The sequence below is a fragment of the Bacillus sp. FJAT-27251 genome, assembly GCF_001273925.1.
Lineage (GTDB): Bacteria > Bacillota > Bacilli > Bacillales > Cytobacillaceae > Mesobacillus_B.
Map to the genome: position 1 here is coordinate 3,031,343 of NZ_LIGG01000001.1, position 17,995 is coordinate 3,049,337.

Below are 17,995 nucleotides of genomic sequence, written 5' to 3' on the forward strand. Positions count from 1 at the left end.
GGGGGGAGAACGGATGGACCAATATTACGTCCTGGTTGTTGATGATGATAAAGAGATAAGAGATGCAATCGAAATTTATTTGCGAAATGAGGGGATTACCGTCCTCAAGGCAAAGGATGGAATCGAAGCACTGGAAATCCTGAGCGAACAGGCTGTCCACCTGATTGTGCTTGATGTGATGATGCCGCGGCTCGATGGGATTTCAGCCACCTTTAAAATTCGTGAAAAGCAGAATATCCCGATCATTATCCTGAGTGCCAAAAGTGAAGACACAGACAAAATTTTGGGCCTTCAGGTAGGGGCGGACGATTATGTGACCAAGCCGTTCAATCCGATGGAGCTGGTCGCGCGCGTTAAATCCCAGCTGAGAAGGTATGTCACGCTCGGTACGTATCAAGGCATCAAAAAAGTGGTGGACTTGAATGGCCTTGTCCTAGACCAGGAAGCTAAGGAAGTGAAGCTTCATGGCGACCATGTCAAGCTGACGCCAATCGAGTATAAAATAGTGGAATTGCTGATGCTCCATGCGGGCAGGGTGTTTTCCATCAATGAAATTTATGAGCGGGTATGGCAGGAGCCTGGTTATAATGCCGAAAATACAGTGGCTGTACATATACGGAAAATCCGCGAAAAGATTGAGATTGATCCGAAGAATCCAAGATTATTAAAGGTGGTATGGGGCATTGGATACAAAATGGAAAAGTAGGGCAATTGCGGCCGCCTGGCTGATCTTGTTCACGTTTGGGCTTAGCGGAATGCTGCATCTCTATATAAAAGGAAACCATTATTTTGGCAAGGGTTATTTTGAAAGCATGGAATTCCATGACAATCTGATTCAGTTTGTCCAATACGTCGGCCTGTTTGAACTGGATGAAATGAGCCTGGATGAGGCAAAGAAGGGCATCACGGTAACGGAGGAGGAAATTCAGGAACATCGCCACCGTTATGGGAATCTGGTCGAACAAATCAACATAATCAAGAGCCAGTATGAAGGGCAGATTGCTGAAGCCGAGGGTGCCGGCAACCAGGAGGCGGCCGACTTCTATAAGGCGGAGCGGGACAAGAAAATCGAGGACATCACCAATAATTTTAAAAGCGATGATCATGTCCGGCCGAAAGTCGTCGCAGAGAAAGAAAAGCAGCTTGAGCAGTTCTACCGGCAAAAGGAAAAACTTCATCAAGATTATCAGCCATATAAAGACAGCCTGGTCTATTATTTTAAAGATACCGCCACCGGCGAGGAATACAGCAATCTTGAAAAATCCGCAGGGCAAACCTACCGAGAAGCATTCAATAATCAAGATTTTCTCTATAAAACAAGCAATGTGTACAGTAATGACTTTTTTTACTCCTATGGACTGGGATTTGAAGATTCCATCGATTCGATCATTCCCGAGAGAACGTATGAAAGCTGGATTGGGGTTCCAAAGTCCCTGTCTTCTTCCCATCCAATCATGGCCGGCTACAAGCAGTATAACCGTGAGCAAATCATTTCCTATGTGACTTCAATTGCCGCGTTTGTTGCACTTGTTTTATGTCTGTTTGTCATGAAAAGAAGAAGGGTGATTCCTGCCGAGCTGGAAGACTTAAGGCCCAGCTACGAAAAACTGCCGCTTGATGCGAGGCTGTTCCTTCTATTCATATTATGGATGGCTGGCATTCCTTTTCTGTTCATCACCGCAGATAAGCTGGCTTATGTGTATAACCCGGTGGATGCGATTGAACTATTGATAGCTCTTGCGGGAGCAGCATTTTTTGTCGGAATCTTCCTTTTGCAGGCCAGGTTTCTCCTTCCTTCATTGAAGTCCTGGAAAAGAATCAAACACGAATGGGAAAGGACGATGATTTTCCGGGGGTGGAAGGAAATCAGTGCCCTATACTCCGGACAGAGCTTTGGCCGGCAGGCGGGGATAGGGTTTGTGCTTTTATTCGGTCTTGGCCTTTTCACGGTCATGGTCATCGGAGTTTACCCTCATTTCCTTCCAATCTATGTGATGCTGTATCTGTTGGCAATGGCAGCCATTTTCGTCCTTTTCGTAAAAAAAATCCGTTATTTCAGCGTGATTACCGAACGGACGAATAGCCTTGCCGCGGGACAGCTTGGGCCTGATCTTCCTGTAAAAGGAAAATCCGTACTTGGAAAGCTGGCGGGGAATCTGAATCAATTGAAGCAGGGAGTTAAAAAATCGCAGAGCGAGCAGGCCAAAAGCGAAAGGCTGAAAACCGAGCTGATCACCAATGTCAGCCATGACCTGCGAACCCCGCTGACCTCCATCATTACGTACACTGAACTCCTGAAAGCGGCAGATTTGCCGGAAGAGGACCGTTCAGCCTATCTTGAAATCATTGACAGAAAGTCGAAGCGTCTGAAGGTGCTGATTGATGATCTGTTCGAGGTGTCAAAAATGGCAAGCGGGAATATCGAGCTCAAGAGGGAAAAGGTGGACCTTGTCCAACTCCTGCAGCAGGCGCTTGCCGAGCATGACAGCTCCATCCATTCTTCGGGACTGCAGTTTCGCATCAGCCAGCCGGATGCGCCGGTTTATGCCCTCGTGGATGGCCAGAAGCTTTGGCGGGTATTTGATAATTTAATCGGGAATATCCTCAAGTATTCACTTGAAAATACGCGCGTCTATATTTTGGTGCAGTCTGTCGGTGATTTTGCAGAAATCACGTTTAAAAATGTATCCAAATATGAACTGAGCGAAAATGTGGATGAGCTTTTTGAGCGATTCAAACGCGGGGATACATCCCGTCATACGGATGGTTCGGGGCTGGGGCTCGCAATTGCCCAGTCAATTGTGGACCTTCATGGAGGTTCTCTGGATATAGAAGCAGATGGTGATCTATTTAAGGCCAAAGTCAAAATAAAAATGGGAACGGAATGAGATGGAACATTAGGGAGAGAGCAATGGAAAATACAATAAACTTTGAAGAAATCTATACCATATTTCATAAACGGCTGCTCCATACTTGCTACGCGATCATCAAAGACTGGCAGCTTGCCGAGGATATCGTCCAGGAGACATTTATAAAAGCTTATAAAAAATCCACTGACATTCAGGAGAATGGCAAGGTCGGTGCCTGGCTTTCCACCATTGCTGTCAGAACGGCGATTGATTTTCTCAGAAAACAAAAAAGAAACATGGCCGTACCGATCGAGCAGGGAATAATGGAGGCTCTCACAACCCACTCATTGGAAAGTGTCGAGCAGGAAGTGGAAGCCATCATGTTAAAGGAAAAGATCCGGCAGTCTTTTCAGGAGCTGACACTGGAACAGCAAAAGGTGTTCCATCTTAAAGTGGAATGCGGGTTAAAGGAAGCCGAGATTGCCAGCCTCCTTGATGTGAAACCCAGCACGGTAAAAACGAGGTTTTATCGGGCCAGGAATCAATTAAAGCTTATTGTGGGGGAACTTGATATTGCCTGAGATGGTTCCATCTATGTACAAGCTGATAAATAATAAGAGCCAGAAACGGACAAATGGCCGTTTCTGGCTCTTTTTTTATTCCAAATTAGCATGTTTACCATACATCTTATTCGAATCCAAGCCTTTTTTCTCCATAAAACGCAGGATCAAGGCATCATAAAACAGCAGCATGGTTTGCTCGAATAATGATCCCATCGGCTGGATCGTCTTATAATCACCTGCAGACTGGTCTTTTGTGACTCCGGGCAATTTCACCAGGATATCAGCCAATTCCCCTATAGTTGATTCAGGAGAAATGGTGATGGCGGCGACTGTGCCCCCCAGGCTTTTCGCTTTTTCAGCAATGGCAACCAGTGTTTTGGTTTCTCCTGACCCTGATCCAATAATCAATAGATCATCCTTTTCAAGGTTAGCTGTTACCGTTTCACCCACTGCATAGGCGTCAATTCCCATATGCATCATACGCATGACAAAGGATTTTCCCATAAAGCCGGATCGGCCGGCACCAGCCACAAAAACTTTACGGGATTCCAGGATCTGGTTCACTAATTTCTCTGCTTCCGAGTCAGAGATCAAGGGTACCGTTTGGCTTAATTCTTCCACAACTTTCGCTAAATATTGAGTTGTTTGCATCGTTGCCTTACCCTTGTTGAATTAATTCCTTCATCTCGCGTGCAGCAGCTTTCTTGTTATCTTTGCTTGTGATGCCGCCGCCTACAATGATGAGGTCAGGCTGTGCCTTGATTACTTCCGGAAGAGTTTCCAGCTTGATGCCGCCGGCAATGGCCGTTTTGGCATTTTTCACAACGCTTTTGATTGTCTGCAGATCTTCAAATGAATTTTGTCCTACTGCTTGCAGGTCGTAACCTGTGTGTACACAGATATAATCCACACCAAGTTCGTCCAATTCTTTTGCACGGGCTGCAATGTCTTTCACCGCAATCATGTCAACGAGGATTTGTTTCCCTTGTTTTCTCGCTTCTTCAACTGCACCTTTAATGGACTCGTCTTCGGCTGCTCCAAGAATCGTAATGATGTCAGCACCAGCAGCAGATGCCTGGCTTACTTCATATCCGGCTGCATCCATGATTTTCAAGTCTGCCAATACCGATAAGTTAGGGAAGGCAGCTTTTATTTCTTTCACTGCTTTAAGTCCTTCATTGATGACGACAGGTGTACCAATCTCTACGACATCAATATGCTCTTCTACCTCTTTTACTACTTCGATTGCTCCTGGAATATCGACAAGATCTAATGCTAATTGTAATTGCATGTATATGTTCCTCCTTATTTTCTGTATTGCTGGTCCTGTGACAGATGCAAAGGCTTCTTTGTAAATCTATTCACATACCAGTACTCTGTTAAAGTATACCCGTATATTAATAAATTAAAAGTACGCACTATTAAAGCATATAGTGCTAAAAAGTATACTATGGGTTAAAATAAAGGGGAGGTGACGCAAATGCCAAATTTGGAAGCGAAAAGCTTTAACTGTGAAAAAGAATTAACGCTTGCCGTCATTGGGGGCAAATGGAAAATGTTGATTTTGTGGCATCTAGGCAAGGAAGGGACGAAACGATTTGGTGAGTTAAAGGCCCTTATGCCGGGGATTACCCAAAGAATGCTTGTAAACCAATTACGTGAACTTGAAGATCATTTAATCGTGCATCGGGAAGTTTACCCCGTCGTGCCGCCGAAAGTTGAATACTCCCTTACTGAACATGGAAAAAGTCTGCTGCCGATATTGGATGCCATGTATGAATGGGGCAAGGATTATATGGAAAATGTTTTTGAAAAAAAAGAAGATAGTGGTCACTCTGCAGTTAAATAGAAAATTTTGTTTGGACAAGTTGTACGCAGATATAACAGGAACAAACCATTTCCCATCCTTAAAAGAAAAGGAAGGGGGATGGTTTTTATTTTTTTAAAAATTATTTGAAAATTCACACCGGTATGTTAAACTGTATTCAAGGTTTAAAATGTAAAACCTGGTTTATTATAGTGAACCCGAAAGGAGGCAGCTCAAGTGAAAGAAAAGTATTGGGTACCCGCCCTGGAGAAAGCAGATAACATCTTACGGGAAATTGGTGAGTATCCCAATCAAATGCGTTTGATCGATTTATCCAAAAAGCTGGGGATTAATAAAAGCTCCTTATATTCCTTGTTAAATACCATGGAAATCCTTAAATGGATTGTTAAGGAGGAAGGGGATACATACACACTAGGTCCGGCGCTGGGTGCAGTTAGCGCAGCCTATTTCAGGCAATTCAACATCCTGCAATCATTCTATAAGGAAGCCGCCTTATCCGTCTCCAAAATCAATGAACATATTCAATTGGGGATCCTGGAAGAAGGAAATGTAGTATATCTGGGAAAAATGGAAGGGCCTTCACGAGTGAGATTAATAACGGATCCAGGAATGCGGTTCCCTGCCAATGCTTCGGCAATTGGAAAAATCCAGCTCACACAATATGACAAAGAGGAGCTTAAAGGGCTTTTCCCTATCGAACTGGAGAAGAAGACACCATACACGATTTCAACCATTGAGGAACTCTATGAAAACGTAAAAATTGCTAAAGAGAATGGCTATGCCATTGAAAATGAAGAAGCCTCTTTGGGATTTCATTGTGTAGCCGCACCCGTGTATAACTATGAAAATAAGATAATTGCCGGTGTCAGTTTCACGATGATGACAAACAGCTGGGACGCAAAACAGGACCTGGCAAGGGAAGAAATCATCAGCCTTGCTTATAGGCTGTCCCAGTTCGCCGGCCATACCAGCAGCTTAAAAAGAGCATAAAGTGAAACTTGATTAATCTAGGGTCTTCCTGCCAGTTGATTCTGGATAAAAAATTCTTAAAAAGGAGTGGCGATCATGCAAACAGCAGTTGAATCGAGAACGCACAAAAATTTTATCAACAATGAGTGGGTTGACTCAGAGACAAAAGAAACAATCCAAAGCATCAATCCAGCCAATAAATCCGAGGTTGTCGGGTATGTCCAAAATTCGTCTAAATCAGATTTGGATAAAGCTGTCCAGGCGGCCCATCAAGCGAAAAAAAACTGGAGGAAAATGGGCCAAGCCGCAAGGGGACAACTTCTTTTCAAGGCGGCAAATATTCTCGAAGAAAACCTTGATGATATAGCTGAAACAATGACGAGGGAAATGGGAAAAACCTTGCCGGAGGCAAAGGGGGAAACAGCACGGGGTGTAGCTATATTACGCTACTATGCAGGAGAAGGAATGAGAAAAGAAGGGGACGTGATTCCATCTTCCGATAAAGATGCGCTTATGTTTACCAAGCGTTCGCCATTAGGAGTTGTCGGTATCATTACTCCATGGAATTTTCCTGTCGCTATCCCGATCTGGAAGATGGCCCCTGCCCTAGTTTATGGAAATACAGTTGTCCTGAAACCAGCTTCCGAGGCGGCTGTTACCGCTGCGAAAGTGGTTGAGTGCTTTGAGAAGGCCGGATTCCCGGATGGTGTCGTGAATTTTATAACAGGATCAGGTTCGGTTATTGGTCAGGCACTGATAGAACACCCTTTATTGAATGCGATTACATTTACTGGTTCCGAGACAGTCGGGGAAGGTGTGGCAAAAGCGGCTGCAGCCAAGGGGATTAAGTTCCAATTGGAGATGGGAGGAAAGAATCCTGTCATCGTGGCAAGGGATGCTGAACTGGATAAGGCAGTCGAAGCAGTCATCAGCGGGGCTTTTCGTTCTACTGGCCAAAAGTGTACCGCAACCAGCCGGGTCATAGTAGAATCGGAGGTTTATGAAGATTTTAAAGAAAAGCTTGTAGAAGCCACAAAGAAAATTACCGTTGGCGACGGCCTTGCCGAAGGAATCTGGATGGGGCCTTGTGCCAGTGAAAGTCAATTTAAAACAGTCCAAAGCTATATTCAGAAGGGGAAGGAAGAAGGAGCTACTCTTATCCTGGGTGGAGAACTTTTAGAAGGGGAAGGGTTTGACCAGGGCTTTTACATATCTCCAGCTATCTTTGATGATGTAAAACCTGATATGGCAATCGCCCAGGAGGAAATTTTCGGCCCGGTCATCGGATTGATCAAGGCAGCTAACCTTGAGGAAGCAATTGAAATGGCCAATGATACCAAATATGGGTTGAGTGCCTCCATTTTTACAAGCAATATCGGAGCCCTGCTTGAATTTGTGGATGAAATCGATGCCGGACTGGTACGTGTCAATGCTGAAAGTGCGGGAGTGGAGCTGCAGGCTCCATTTGGCGGAATGAAAGCTTCCAGCACAGGCTCCCGGGAGCAGGGGGAAGCAGCGAAAGAGTTTTTCACGGCGATTAAAACCGTTTTTATTAAGGCATAAAATAAACCGTTTTGCAGGGTCTGGTTTCCCCGGACCCTGCCAAAAATCCTAGATGAAAGAAGGGTGTAATTCATGAAAGAATCAAGAGAATTGCTGGAGAAACTAGGTTACCCATCAACTGATTTATCACAGCTTCCAACCTCCACGAAAACATTTCCGGACGGTGCCCAGTACCGGATTGAACTGCCGAGTGTGGAAGGACCAGCCGCACTGAAAGAGACCCTGGAGGAAATTGACCGGTATGGGCTCACCATCCACCGTGTTTCGCAAGGGAGCGGAATTATGCTTCAAACGGATGAAGAGATTCTGGAGATGTGCAGGCTTACGGCAGAAAGAGGGATGGAGCTCAGTTTATTTGTCGGACCGCGCGGAACTTGGGATATCAGCGCCCAGCCGCTGACCAGCGGGGGAAAGTCGATTGCCCTTCGCCATGAAGGTGCCGATCAGCTTGTTTATGCGATGGAAGATTTGAAAAGGGGTGCCCAGCTTGGATTGAGAGGGGCATTGGTGGCCGATGAAGGACTGCTGCTGCTGACAAAAGAAATGAAAAAGCATGGACAGCTACCGGAAGACTTTGTGGTAAAAGTTTCCGTGCAAATGGGTTCTGCAAATCCTGTTTCAGTCCGATTAATGCAGGATCTTGGTGCCGGGACCTATAACGTGCCGACTGCTTTGACCCTTTCAAAGCTTGCTTCCATCCGCCAGGCTATTGATATTCCGATCGACCTGTACGTTGAAGTACCCGATAACCTGGGTGGATTCCTTCGTTATTATGAAATACCTGAAATCATTCGTGTGCTTGCTCCAGTATATATTAAATTTGGCCTGCGCAACCATCCGGATGTTTATCCTTCCGGCAAGCAATGGGAAAGCACAAATATCGCGCTGGTTCGCGAGCGTGTCCGCAGGGCTGCCATTGGCATTCAAATGATTGAACGTTACTATCCTGAAGCAAAGACGTCTAAACTCGGAGCCAAAGGCCTCGGAATTCCAAAGGTAAATGAGGTAACCGCAACCAGCTAAAGAAAAGGAGTGGAGAATATTATGAAATTAGCGGCATTTAAAAGAGGAACGGACTCTCAGCTTGGTATTTTAAGCGAGGACCTAATCGTAAATTTGCATGCAGTGGAAAGAGAATATCAGAAGCATCATCCCTCCGGGAGCAGTCTGCCCTCTGATATGAAACAGCTCATTGAGCAAAGTGACACTTTCCTGCCGTATATCGAAGACCTTTTAAAATTTGCTAACGATGGAAGCGGTGAGAATTATTCACTGCCGGTTTCGCAAGTGGAGATTCTGCCTCCTGTTTCAAACCCGGAAAAGCTCATCTGCGTCGGCCTGAACTATTTGGACCATTGCAAGGAAACAGGATTGGAGCCTCCATCATCTCCAGTTATCTTCTCAAAATATGCGAACGCCATCATCGGTGAAAAGGCAGCGATTGAAATTCCAGTCAACTCCAACCAGGTTGACTATGAAGCGGAACTCGCCATTGTAATCGGGAAGGAAGCAAAGCATGTGTCAGAAGAAGAAGCGGAGGAGTATATTTTCGGCTACACCATCATGAATGACATTAGTGCAAGAGACCAGCAGTTTGCCGACGGACAATGGTCGCGCGGAAAATCAGCAGACACCTTTGCGCCAATAGGACCTGTCATCGTAACCAAAGATGAAGTGGGTGACCCGCACCGCCTTGATATTTCATTGACTTTGAACAGTCAAATCATGCAGGAGTCCAATACCGAAAACCTTATTTTCAAAGTCAACCAGATTGTCTCCTATCTCTCACAATCGATGACTCTTAGACCGGGAGATATCATTGCGACAGGCACTCCTCCTGGTGTTGGAATGGGAAGGGATCCCCAGGTTTGGCTGAAAGACGGGGACAACTTAAGTGTATCCATTGAGAAGATAGGAACTTTGACCAACTCTGTAAAAAAAGCCATTTCAACAAACAAGAGCGGCCAAAAAGAATCAGCTGCCAGTCTCTAAGAGGAACCTTCACATCCTTGTTTTTAACTCCTTCTGTTAACCAAAAAAACAACCGGATTTAGCAGGTTTCCAAGGAAACCTCCTTCCGTCCGGTTGTTTTGTAAACGGTTTCAAATGATTTGCTTCTAAACTAAGTAAATGAGGAGAGTGGAGAATTTGAAAATAAAACAGTCCATTGATAAAGTTCCTGGCGGTCTTATGGTGATCCCTTTATTGGCAGGGGCCTTGTTAAATACCATTGACCAGCTTCACCTTCCTTTTATAATGGATATCCTGAAGAGCCTGGGTGTCGCACCTACAGCTGATGGGCACTACGAGTTCCTGAAAATTGGAGGCTTTACCCAAGCCTTGTTTAAGGACGGCGCTTTGACTTTATGTGCATTATTCCTGTTTTGTGCTGGAAGCCAGATGAATTTAAGGGTAGGCGGAAGGGCATTGAAAAAGGGTGTCCTTTTAACGACATCCAAATACTTGGCTGGTTTTGCTGTCGGGATGATTTGGGGAATGCTTTCCGATCCGGTCAACGGCTTCCTTGGCTTATCGACAATGGCGATTATTGCAGCAATGACAAATGGCAATGGAGGCATGTTTGCCGCTTTAACTGGGCAGTACGGAAACCGTTCGGATGTTGGCGCAACAGCCGTACTCTCTCTCAATGATGGGCCGTTTTTCACCTTGATGGCTTTGGGAATGATGGGAGCCAACTTCCCATTAATTGCTTTTATTGCTGTCTTGTTGCCAATTTTAATTGGAATGATCTTGGGAAATCTGGATAACGAGATTCGGAGCTTTTTAGCGGCCGGAGAAACACTTGTCATTCCTTTCTTCGCTTTTGCGTTAGGTGCAGGCATGAATCTGGGCAATTTCTTTAACCCTGAAGTCGTCGGAGCTGGACTTGTCCTTGCAGTTATGACGGTTTTGTTTTCCGGCGGGGCTATGGTGCTCGCATTCAAGCTTTTCCGTGAAAAGAGCTTTATCGCGCCATGGGCGGAGGCATCGACTGCGGGTAATGCAGTGGCAACACCTGCAGCGATTGCAGCTGCGGCAACTGTGGCGGCTGGATCAGGCTTGATGACGGCTGCTGAAGCGGAAGTGTACCAAGGACTTGTGGCTGTTGCTTCTGCGCAAATCTCGATAGCAACGATCAGCACAGCATTTTTGGTTCCGATTGCGGTAATTCTGGCGGACAAGTATCAAAAGAAAAGGGGAATTGACGGAAAGATAGAATTTTTTGACGAAAAGCCGTCTGGCAAGAGCTCAGGTACTATTGAAGACGCCAGTATATGATAAACTAATACATTGACGGCTATATATAGAAAGGGGAAATTACCGTTGGGATTATCTTTTGAAGGATATGTAAGGGAAGATGGTTCGGCTGGAACAAGGAACCACGTTGGGGTGGTCTGCTCTGTTGTCTGTTCAAGTGTGGTTGCCAAAGAAATTACCGAAAAAGTACCAGGTACCGTTCCTTTTGTCCATGGGAATGGCTGTGCCCAGCTGGGGGATGATTTTAAACTTACGAAAAACATGCTTGTGGGAATCGCGTCCAACCCCAATCTGCATTCTGCGCTGATCGTTGGCTTGGGTTGCGAAACCAACCAGGTAAGCGGACTGCTTGAAAGCATTCCCGAAACAAAGCCGGTGCAGGGGATTGGAATCCAGCAAATGGCCGGAGGGACGAATACCATTGAAAAAGGTGTGGGAATTGTTGAACAGTGGGCCAGGGAGGCAGCAAGCGAAAAACGGGAAAGTGTCCCGGTCTCTAGCCTGACCGTCGGAATCCTGACCATCGACCTTGATGAGGCCTCACTGCAATCTGCAGCCCCGGTCATTGGTGGAGCGGTTGATATTTTAATAGAAAACGGCGCCACTGTCATGATGGGCTATTCGCAAACATTGGAACCAGCAGGCGAACTATTGTCAGAACGTTCCGATAACGCATCTGTCAAAGAAATGCTGCTGTCAGCTTCAGAATCATTAAATCGCAAACGCTGGAAAAACATCAATAACCCTGCCAACCTCGGAAGCGGGTTTTCCGAAGAAGAAAAAACCTTTGCTGAGCTTGAGGCTAAAATGACCGGAACATTCCCCATTAAAAGTTTGCTTGGATATAGCCAAACTCCTTCAGAGGCGGGGCTTCACCTGATCAAGGTGCCGGGCAATATTGTGGAGGCCCTTTCCAATATGGCATCAAGCGGATGCAATATAGCGATGGTCGTGAGCGGGAGAGGAGTCCTGACAGGATCGCTTGCCTTGCCATGCATGACGGTTGTGCCGGAAAATCCAAATGACCCTTTCGATGAATTGGTTGATTATAAAGTCTCCACTGAAGAAGTTCAATCTCAGGCAGAGAATCTTGTAGCCTCCCTGATTGAAATCTGTTCAGGAAAGCAGACGAATCTTGAGAAGATGGAGTTGGGGGAATTTTCGATTCCGCATGTAGGAACGACATTCTAACCCGAATGGAGGAAACGCGATGAGCCAACTATTTAACGCATTGATATTAAATCCTGAAGATAACGTGGCTGTTGCCCTTAGAAGCCTGCAGCCAGGCGAGCAACTTTCCATCCAGGGAAATGACAGGGCAATCCAGGTGATGGAAAACATTCCGTATGGGCATAAAATTGCCTTGGAGCCTATTGCAATGGACAGTAAAATTATCAAGTACGGTGAATGCATGGGCATTTCCACCGAAGACATTCAGCCAGGGTACCATGTTCATGTATCCAATGTACGCGGACTAAAGGAAGAAGAGCGCCTGGATGCTCTCAGGGAGGTGCAGTTTCATGAAAACCTTTAAAGGTTATCGTCGGCCTAACGGAACAATTGGTGTCCGGAACCATGTGATTGTCATCAATACGGTAGGCGAATTGGCCGGACTTACAAAGAAATTGGCTCAATTGGTTCCAGGCGTCATTCCTGTCGCACATCAGGCTGGAAAAGCCCAGTATCCCGAGGACCTGGAACAGACCGTCAGGACGCTGAAAGGGACAGCAGGACATCCAAATGTCAGTGCAGCCCTCTTCCTGGGAATGGGCCAGGGTGACCCGGCGGAGGAAATCGCCAGCGAGCTGGCAGCGGAAGGACATTATGTTCATGCCATTACCTTTGAAAATAACAAGGGAATTTCCGATGTGCTTAAGGAAGGGAAGCTGTGGCTAGAAAAGGCTTTGGAACGAAGCCGCAGTCAGCAGACCGAAACAGCGGATGTGACGGAATTAATCATTGGGCTGGAATGCGGGGGTTCTGACGCATGGTCGGGAATAACCGCCAATCCATCGATCGGGGCCTGTTCCGATTTGGTCGTCCGGGATGGAGGCACGTCCATTTTGGCTGAGACAACCGAGGCCATCGGTGCGGAGCATATTCTAGCAAAACGGGCAGTAAACCCAAAGGTAAGCGAACAATTCCTGAAAATAGTCAAGGACTATGAAGAAAGGATTAAAGACACCGGGGAAGACATCAGGTCCGCAAATCCCACACCAGGGAATATGGCTGGCGGGCTGACAACCCTCGAAGAAAAATCGCTTGGCTGCATCAAAAAAGGAGGAAATTCTCCTTTAATGGAAGTATTATCCTATGCCGAGAAGCCAACTGAAAAAGGCTTTGTGTTTATGGATACGCCAGGGTATGATGTGGAATCCGTAGCAGGGCTTGCGGCAGGAGGAGCGCAAATAGTGCTGTTCTCCACAGGCAAAGGTTCTCCGACAGGATCACCAATTGTTCCAGTCATAAAAATCGGGACTAACCCCAAGCTCTATGAAATCATGTCCGAGCATATCGATGTCAACGCCGGAAAAATCATTGAAGGCATCAGCTCGATCGACGATATCGGACAGGAAATCTATGAAACCATCATGCAGACAGCCAACGGCTCGTTAACCGCCGCAGAAAAACATAAAAACCAGGAATTCGCGATTTGGAGATTGGCAGAGACGATATAAGATCGGTTTTAACCTAAAATTGGCAGGCTTTGGGCCTGCCAATTGTTTTTTTCCATTATGTTAATTGCTCCGGTAAATGGATGTGTTTATCGAAATAAAAAGAAAATAGTATGATTTATTTTAGAAATCCATTACACTAAAAATAGTTCTATCTTCGTTTTCTCTTTTAATTTTAGCCCCTCTGCAACCCTTTAATTTCTCCAATTTACCCATATTCTAATTCCATGCGTAATACCCATTAATTTTAAAATCTTTTTGAAGTTTTCTTGTCCGGTGTTCTATATATAAATTCTTTATTGGCTTTAATAGTTTTTTTAAAAGGACATTCCATTAGAAGATAGGAGGCAAGATGTTATGGGGTTCGAAGAAGATTACCATTCTTTTATGAATGCTCACTCACAGGCAAGAGCGGGTGAACGGTTACGGCGCTTACAAGAAGGGCACAATCATGCTGAAATGTTGTTCTTGAAACAAGTGTGGTGGCCTTTATTTCACCATTTTCGGTATTTGCATCCAGAATATGAAGTCAATGATTTCAAGGATGGGAAAAGGTATTTGGACTTTGCTTATATTCGTCCTGGTATCCGGATTTGCTTTGAGATCGACGGATACGGCCCTCATTTAAAGAACATAAGCAGATGGCAATTTTCCGATAGCCTGGAACGGCAAAATCAGTTGGTGATTGACGGGTGGACCGTGATTCGTTTTTCTTATGACCAAGTTGAAGAGAAGCCCCGCCGATGCCAGCAAATTGTTCAGCAAGTGATTGGCCGTTGGCTGGGGGATGAACTGGACCAGACCACTCTGTCCTTTGTTGAAAAGGAAGTGCTTCGGCTAGCGGTTCGGAAAGGAGAAGCCATATCTCCTCTAGAAGTCGGGAAGTATTTGAAGCTAAGTGACAAGACGGTAAAAAAAGTTTTATCTCAACTGGTTGATAAAAAGATGCTGATTCCCGCATCCGGGAATGTGAGGATCCGCTCTTATCGGTTGGGGGATCAGGTTAAACAGCCAGTCTGAAATAGACGGAGGAATTCCTCTTATTTGGTAATTAGCCCGGAAAATAGCTTAAATAGGCGGAGAGATTCCGTCTATTGACTAAAAAAACCCGAAAATGGGTGATTTTGCTATGCTTAGTCGGAAAAACTCCCACTATTTTCCCCCGAAAAAGGCTCTAATCCGTATTTAGCCGGAAATTCTCCGCTTATTTACTTGCGCTGGCTCGTCGACTAGGAACCGGCCAACTTTTTATTCATCACCGCTGGCTCCTCGACTAGGAACCGGCCATCTTTTTATTCATCACCGCTGGTTCCTCGACTAGGAACCGGCCAACTTTTTATTTATACCGCTGGCTCCTCAACCAAGCCCCATCCCTTCTTTATTAAACTTATTTAGATGCATGACCGGGAACCGTCCCAGCCCATCCTACCTCTGTCTATACCCTTTCGGAGAATCACCCATGATATTCCTGAAATTCCGATTGAATGAGCGTAAATTATTGTACCCGCAGTTTACCGCAATCTCACTAATGCTTTGCTGGCTGTTTTTTAACAGATAGCATGCCTGGAAAATCCGATAATGGTTCAGGTAGTCGGTAAAGGTCATGTTTGTCATTTGGACAAACAGCTTGGACAAATAAGCATAATCATACTGCAGTTCTTTTGCTACCTGTTTCAAAGTACATTCTTCGGTATATTTTTGGTCCACATAAAGAAGAATTTTATGCAGCACTTTTGTCTTTGTTGAATGCTCAATCTGCTTGAACGTCGTATTTTCCACTAAAAGACTGCAAATCTTATAGAGGAAGCTCTTCTGGCGATAAATTGAACGCAGCGTTTCCAAGTCTGGCAGATGTGTTAAATGGAAAACGTTATTTTCCGGAATATACCCTTTGTAATTCATAAAGAAGTCCCCAATTAACTCAGGCGAAAAGAGGATGATTGTAATCTCTGACGTATCCGCCGTTTTAAAATCATGCATTTGATTGCTGAAAACAAAAGCAGCATCATTCTTCGTAAGCATATAATCTTTTTGGTCAATACTTACCTGCAAAAACCCTTCATTCACGATGATGAGTTCGTAAGCCCGGTGAAAATGGAGCGGAAAGGTGAAATTTTTCAAGGTAGAAAATTGGAACGATTCTTTTTCCTCCATGCCGTGCTGCTCAAAGAAAACCACACGTACTCCCCCTTACAGGAAAACATAAACACGAATTTTGTCCTAAACTATACTATACCATGAATAGAAACCATGTAATTCTTCTTTCTATAATAAAGATAGGTTTTTGTAACTATCTTGAAGGAGGACATAATATGGCTATTCAGTATCATGTGGCTAAAAGCGGTTCAGATTTGAACAAGGGCACTGAACAGGATCCATTTTTAACGATCAACAAAGCCGCTTCTGTTGCTGCAGCAGGAGATTCCATAGTGGTTCACGAAGGTGAATATCGGGAATGGGTAAAACCAAAAAATTCAGGTTTAAGCGAATACAGAAGGATCACCTACCAGGCTGCTGAAGGAGAAAAGGTAGTCATTAAAGGCTCCGAGCGTATCCAGGAATGGCAGCCGGTAGAGGGTAGTGTTTGGAAGGTTGTCCTGCCAAACGAGTTCTTCGGAGACTACAATCCATACATAGAAGAAATTTACGGGGACTGGGTGGTGTACAACCCAGGCAGGCATCTCGGGGATGTCTATTTAAACGGGATGTCCTTTTATGAAGGAGAAACCTTCGAGCAAGTAAAAAATCCGCAAATCCGGAAGGAAGTAGTGGACCACTGGACACAAAAGACTGTTCCGGTCCATAACACGGACCAGACCCAATATGTGTGGTTTGCCGAAGTGGATGACAAAACGACAACGATTTATGCTAATTTCCACGATGCGAATCCTAATGAAGAATTAGTCGAAATCAATGTGCGCAGATCCTGTTTTTATCCAGAGGTAACAGGCATCAACTATATTACCGTGAAGGGCTTTGAAATGGCCCAAGCTGCAACTCCATGGACACCGCCTACAGCCGACCAGCCTGGATTGATCGGGCCAAACTGGGCCAAAGGCTGGATTATTGAAGATAATATCATCCACGATGCGAAATGCAGTGCCATCTCCATCGGGAAAGAAGCTTCAACAGGCCATAACTACCGGACGATACGGAAAGATAAACCAGGCTATCAATACCAGCTGGAATCCGTCTTCCTTGCCAGCCAGGCAGGCTGGAGCAAGGAAAAAATCGGCTCCCATATCATCCGCAACAACACCATCTATGATTGCGGGCAAAATGGAATTGTCGGCCATCTTGGCTGTGTGTTCAGCGAAATCTACAATAACCACATCTACAATATTGCTTTAAAGCGTGAGTTTTACGGCCATGAAATCGCCGGGATCAAGCTGCATGCTGCCATCGATGTGCAAATCCATGACAATCGCATTCACGACTGCTCTTTGGGAACCTGGCTTGACTGGCAGACACAGGGCACAAGGGTAAGCCGGAATCTGTTCTATCGAAATAATCGCGATTTGTTTGTGGAAGTCAGCAGTGGTCCGTACCTTGTTGACAACAATATCTTCACTGCCGATTATGCCCTTGACAACCATGCGCAGGGGGGGGCCTATGTAAACAACCTGTTCCGCGGAAAAATGGTTCAACGTAAAATGCTTGACCGTGCCACGCCATATCATGTGCCGCACAGCACGGAAGTAGCCGGTTTTGCTGTTACCTACGGGGGAGACGACCGCTTTTACAATAATATTTTTATAGGGGACGAAGGCCTGGAAGGCGTGGGAACCTCGCATTTCAATGGCTACACAACGTCGCTCGAGGAATATATTGAGACTGTCCACCAGGAAGATGGCGATCACCAATCCTTCAATAAGGTCGAGCAGCCAGTTTACATTAACCATAACGCCTATTTCAATGGAGCGGAACCTTTCGAAAGGGAACAGGAAAACCTTGTCATGAACAGCTTCAACCCGGCGCTCCAGATAATCGAAGAAGGGGAGGAAGTATACCTTTCCGTAGAGCTGCCGGAGGAATTCGGTCAGCTGCTTGGGGAAGTTCAATCGACAGCCACTCTGGAGAGGGTACGGATCGTCGACGCAGAATTTGAAAATCCGGATGGAAGCGAAGTAAGAGTCGATACCGACCTATTAGGAAATCAACGGGAAGAAACAAGTGTATTGGGCCCAATCGCCCAGCTGCAAAAAGGGAAGAACCATGTGAAGGTTTGGGGCTAAGGGTAATCAATAAGCTAGAAAACTAGTAAAATATAAAAAGGTTTAGGTCCAACTA

17 protein-coding genes are annotated in these 17,995 nt (G+C 45.4%); 14 read left to right on the forward strand and 3 right to left on the reverse strand.

The features are described from left to right. Positions 1–13 precede the first annotated feature (13 nt). From ADU22_RS14065 to ADU22_RS14075, 3 genes are read left to right on the forward strand one after another with little or no spacing between them, the layout of a single operon-like run. Complete coding sequence (locus ADU22_RS14065; RefSeq protein ID WP_053362720.1) at positions 14–706, forward strand: response regulator transcription factor; 693 nt, start codon at positions 14–16, stop codon at positions 704–706. Further along, on the forward strand, positions 684–2,888 hold the full coding sequence (locus ADU22_RS14070) for a sensor histidine kinase (RefSeq protein WP_053362721.1): 2,205 nt from the start codon (positions 684–686) through the stop codon (positions 2,886–2,888). The genes ADU22_RS14065 and ADU22_RS14070 overlap by 23 nt, the downstream gene beginning before the upstream one ends. Positions 2,889–2,911: 23 nt before the next feature. Beyond that, entirely contained in the window at positions 2,912–3,430 is a 519-nt protein-coding gene (locus ADU22_RS14075) for an RNA polymerase sigma factor (protein WP_053362722.1), read from the forward strand. 75 nt (positions 3,431–3,505) lie between these two features. Here the strand turns inward: ADU22_RS14075 and hxlB are convergent, their stop codons facing one another. Next, positions 3,506–4,063, reverse strand: coding sequence for a 6-phospho-3-hexuloisomerase (hxlB, locus tag ADU22_RS14080; protein WP_053362723.1), 558 nt, complete (start codon positions 4,061–4,063; stop codon positions 3,506–3,508). Between the two features lie 7 nt (positions 4,064–4,070). Further along, entirely contained in the window at positions 4,071–4,769 is a 699-nt protein-coding gene (hxlA, locus tag ADU22_RS14085; RefSeq protein ID WP_156324354.1) for a 3-hexulose-6-phosphate synthase, read from the reverse strand. Between the two features lie 123 nt (positions 4,770–4,892). Between hxlA and ADU22_RS14090 the strand changes: the two genes are divergently transcribed. The 10 genes from ADU22_RS14090 (at position 4,893) to ADU22_RS14135 (ending at position 14,725) form a co-directional block, all read left to right on the forward strand. After that, entirely contained in the window at positions 4,893–5,261 is a 369-nt protein-coding gene (locus ADU22_RS14090) for a winged helix-turn-helix transcriptional regulator (protein ID WP_053362725.1), read from the forward strand. Positions 5,262–5,456: 195 nt separating this feature from the next. Beyond that, the gene (locus tag ADU22_RS14095) at positions 5,457–6,230 is read left to right on the forward strand and encodes an IclR family transcriptional regulator (RefSeq protein ID WP_053362726.1); all 774 of its coding nucleotides are present in this window, start codon (positions 5,457–5,459) and stop codon (positions 6,228–6,230) included. 75 nt (positions 6,231–6,305) lie between these two features. Next, positions 6,306–7,772 (forward strand): alpha-ketoglutaric semialdehyde dehydrogenase GucD, encoded by a 1,467-nt coding sequence (gene gucD, locus ADU22_RS14100; RefSeq protein WP_053362727.1) that lies wholly within the window; start codon positions 6,306–6,308, stop codon positions 7,770–7,772. A 72-nt stretch (positions 7,773–7,844) separates the two neighbouring features. After that, positions 7,845–8,795: a U32 family peptidase gene (locus tag ADU22_RS14105; protein WP_053362728.1), complete on the forward strand. Its 951-nt coding sequence runs from the start codon at positions 7,845–7,847 to the stop codon at positions 8,793–8,795. Between the two features lie 21 nt (positions 8,796–8,816). Continuing rightward, positions 8,817–9,764 carry a fumarylacetoacetate hydrolase family protein gene (locus tag ADU22_RS14110; protein ID WP_053362729.1) on the forward strand — a complete coding sequence of 316 codons (948 nt, stop codon included), beginning with the start codon at positions 8,817–8,819 and terminating at the stop codon, positions 9,762–9,764. Positions 9,765–9,920: 156 nt separating this feature from the next. Further along, entirely contained in the window at positions 9,921–11,051 is a 1,131-nt protein-coding gene (locus ADU22_RS14115) for a 2-keto-3-deoxygluconate permease (protein ID WP_053362730.1), read from the forward strand. A 45-nt stretch (positions 11,052–11,096) separates the two neighbouring features. After that, positions 11,097–12,221, forward strand: coding sequence for a UxaA family hydrolase (locus ADU22_RS14120; protein ID WP_053362731.1), 1,125 nt, complete (start codon positions 11,097–11,099; stop codon positions 12,219–12,221). Positions 12,222–12,240: 19 nt separating this feature from the next. Further along, the gene (locus tag ADU22_RS14125; protein ID WP_053362732.1) at positions 12,241–12,564 is read left to right on the forward strand and encodes a UxaA family hydrolase; all 324 of its coding nucleotides are present in this window, start codon (positions 12,241–12,243) and stop codon (positions 12,562–12,564) included. Further along, positions 12,551–13,708: a UxaA family hydrolase gene (locus ADU22_RS14130; RefSeq protein WP_053362733.1), complete on the forward strand. Its 1,158-nt coding sequence runs from the start codon at positions 12,551–12,553 to the stop codon at positions 13,706–13,708. The genes ADU22_RS14125 and ADU22_RS14130 overlap by 14 nt, the downstream gene beginning before the upstream one ends. Positions 13,709–14,062: 354 nt before the next feature. Continuing rightward, positions 14,063–14,725 (forward strand): putative endonuclease domain-containing protein, encoded by a 663-nt coding sequence (locus tag ADU22_RS14135; protein WP_053362734.1) that lies wholly within the window; start codon positions 14,063–14,065, stop codon positions 14,723–14,725. 405 nt (positions 14,726–15,130) lie between these two features. Here the strand turns inward: ADU22_RS14135 and ADU22_RS14140 are convergent, their stop codons facing one another. Continuing rightward, complete coding sequence (locus ADU22_RS14140) at positions 15,131–15,883, reverse strand: AraC family transcriptional regulator (protein WP_053362735.1); 753 nt, start codon at positions 15,881–15,883, stop codon at positions 15,131–15,133. Positions 15,884–16,017: 134 nt separating this feature from the next. Here ADU22_RS14140 and ADU22_RS14145 point away from each other — a divergent pair, with 134 nt between their 5' ends. Continuing rightward, positions 16,018–17,940 carry a right-handed parallel beta-helix repeat-containing protein gene (locus ADU22_RS14145; protein ID WP_053362736.1) on the forward strand — a complete coding sequence of 641 codons (1,923 nt, stop codon included), beginning with the start codon at positions 16,018–16,020 and terminating at the stop codon, positions 17,938–17,940. The last annotated feature ends 55 nt before the right edge of the window (positions 17,941–17,995 follow it).

What these genes read in the sequence shown, in the direction of transcription:
- ADU22_RS14145 (WP_053362736.1), top strand. Translation starts at nt 16,018, where the DNA reads ATGGCTATTCAGTATCATGTGGCTAAAAGCGGTTCAGATTTGAACAAG.
- ADU22_RS14105 (WP_053362728.1), top strand. Translation starts at nt 7,845, where the DNA reads ATGAAAGAATCAAGAGAATTGCTGGAGAAACTAGGTTACCCATCAACT.
- ADU22_RS14135 (WP_053362734.1), top strand. Translation starts at nt 14,063, where the DNA reads ATGGGGTTCGAAGAAGATTACCATTCTTTTATGAATGCTCACTCACAG.
- ADU22_RS14110 (WP_053362729.1), top strand. Translation starts at nt 8,817, where the DNA reads ATGAAATTAGCGGCATTTAAAAGAGGAACGGACTCTCAGCTTGGTATT.
- ADU22_RS14075 (WP_053362722.1), top strand. Translation starts at nt 2,912, where the DNA reads ATGGAAAATACAATAAACTTTGAAGAAATCTATACCATATTTCATAAA.
- ADU22_RS14065 (WP_053362720.1), top strand. Translation starts at nt 14, where the DNA reads ATGGACCAATATTACGTCCTGGTTGTTGATGATGATAAAGAGATAAGA.
- ADU22_RS14130 (WP_053362733.1), top strand. Translation starts at nt 12,551, where the DNA reads ATGAAAACCTTTAAAGGTTATCGTCGGCCTAACGGAACAATTGGTGTC.
- ADU22_RS14125 (WP_053362732.1), top strand. Translation starts at nt 12,241, where the DNA reads ATGAGCCAACTATTTAACGCATTGATATTAAATCCTGAAGATAACGTG.
- ADU22_RS14090 (WP_053362725.1), top strand. Translation starts at nt 4,893, where the DNA reads ATGCCAAATTTGGAAGCGAAAAGCTTTAACTGTGAAAAAGAATTAACG.
- hxlB (WP_053362723.1), bottom strand. Translation starts at nt 4,063, where the DNA reads ATGCAAACAACTCAATATTTAGCGAAAGTTGTGGAAGAATTAAGCCAA.
- gucD (WP_053362727.1), top strand. Translation starts at nt 6,306, where the DNA reads ATGCAAACAGCAGTTGAATCGAGAACGCACAAAAATTTTATCAACAAT.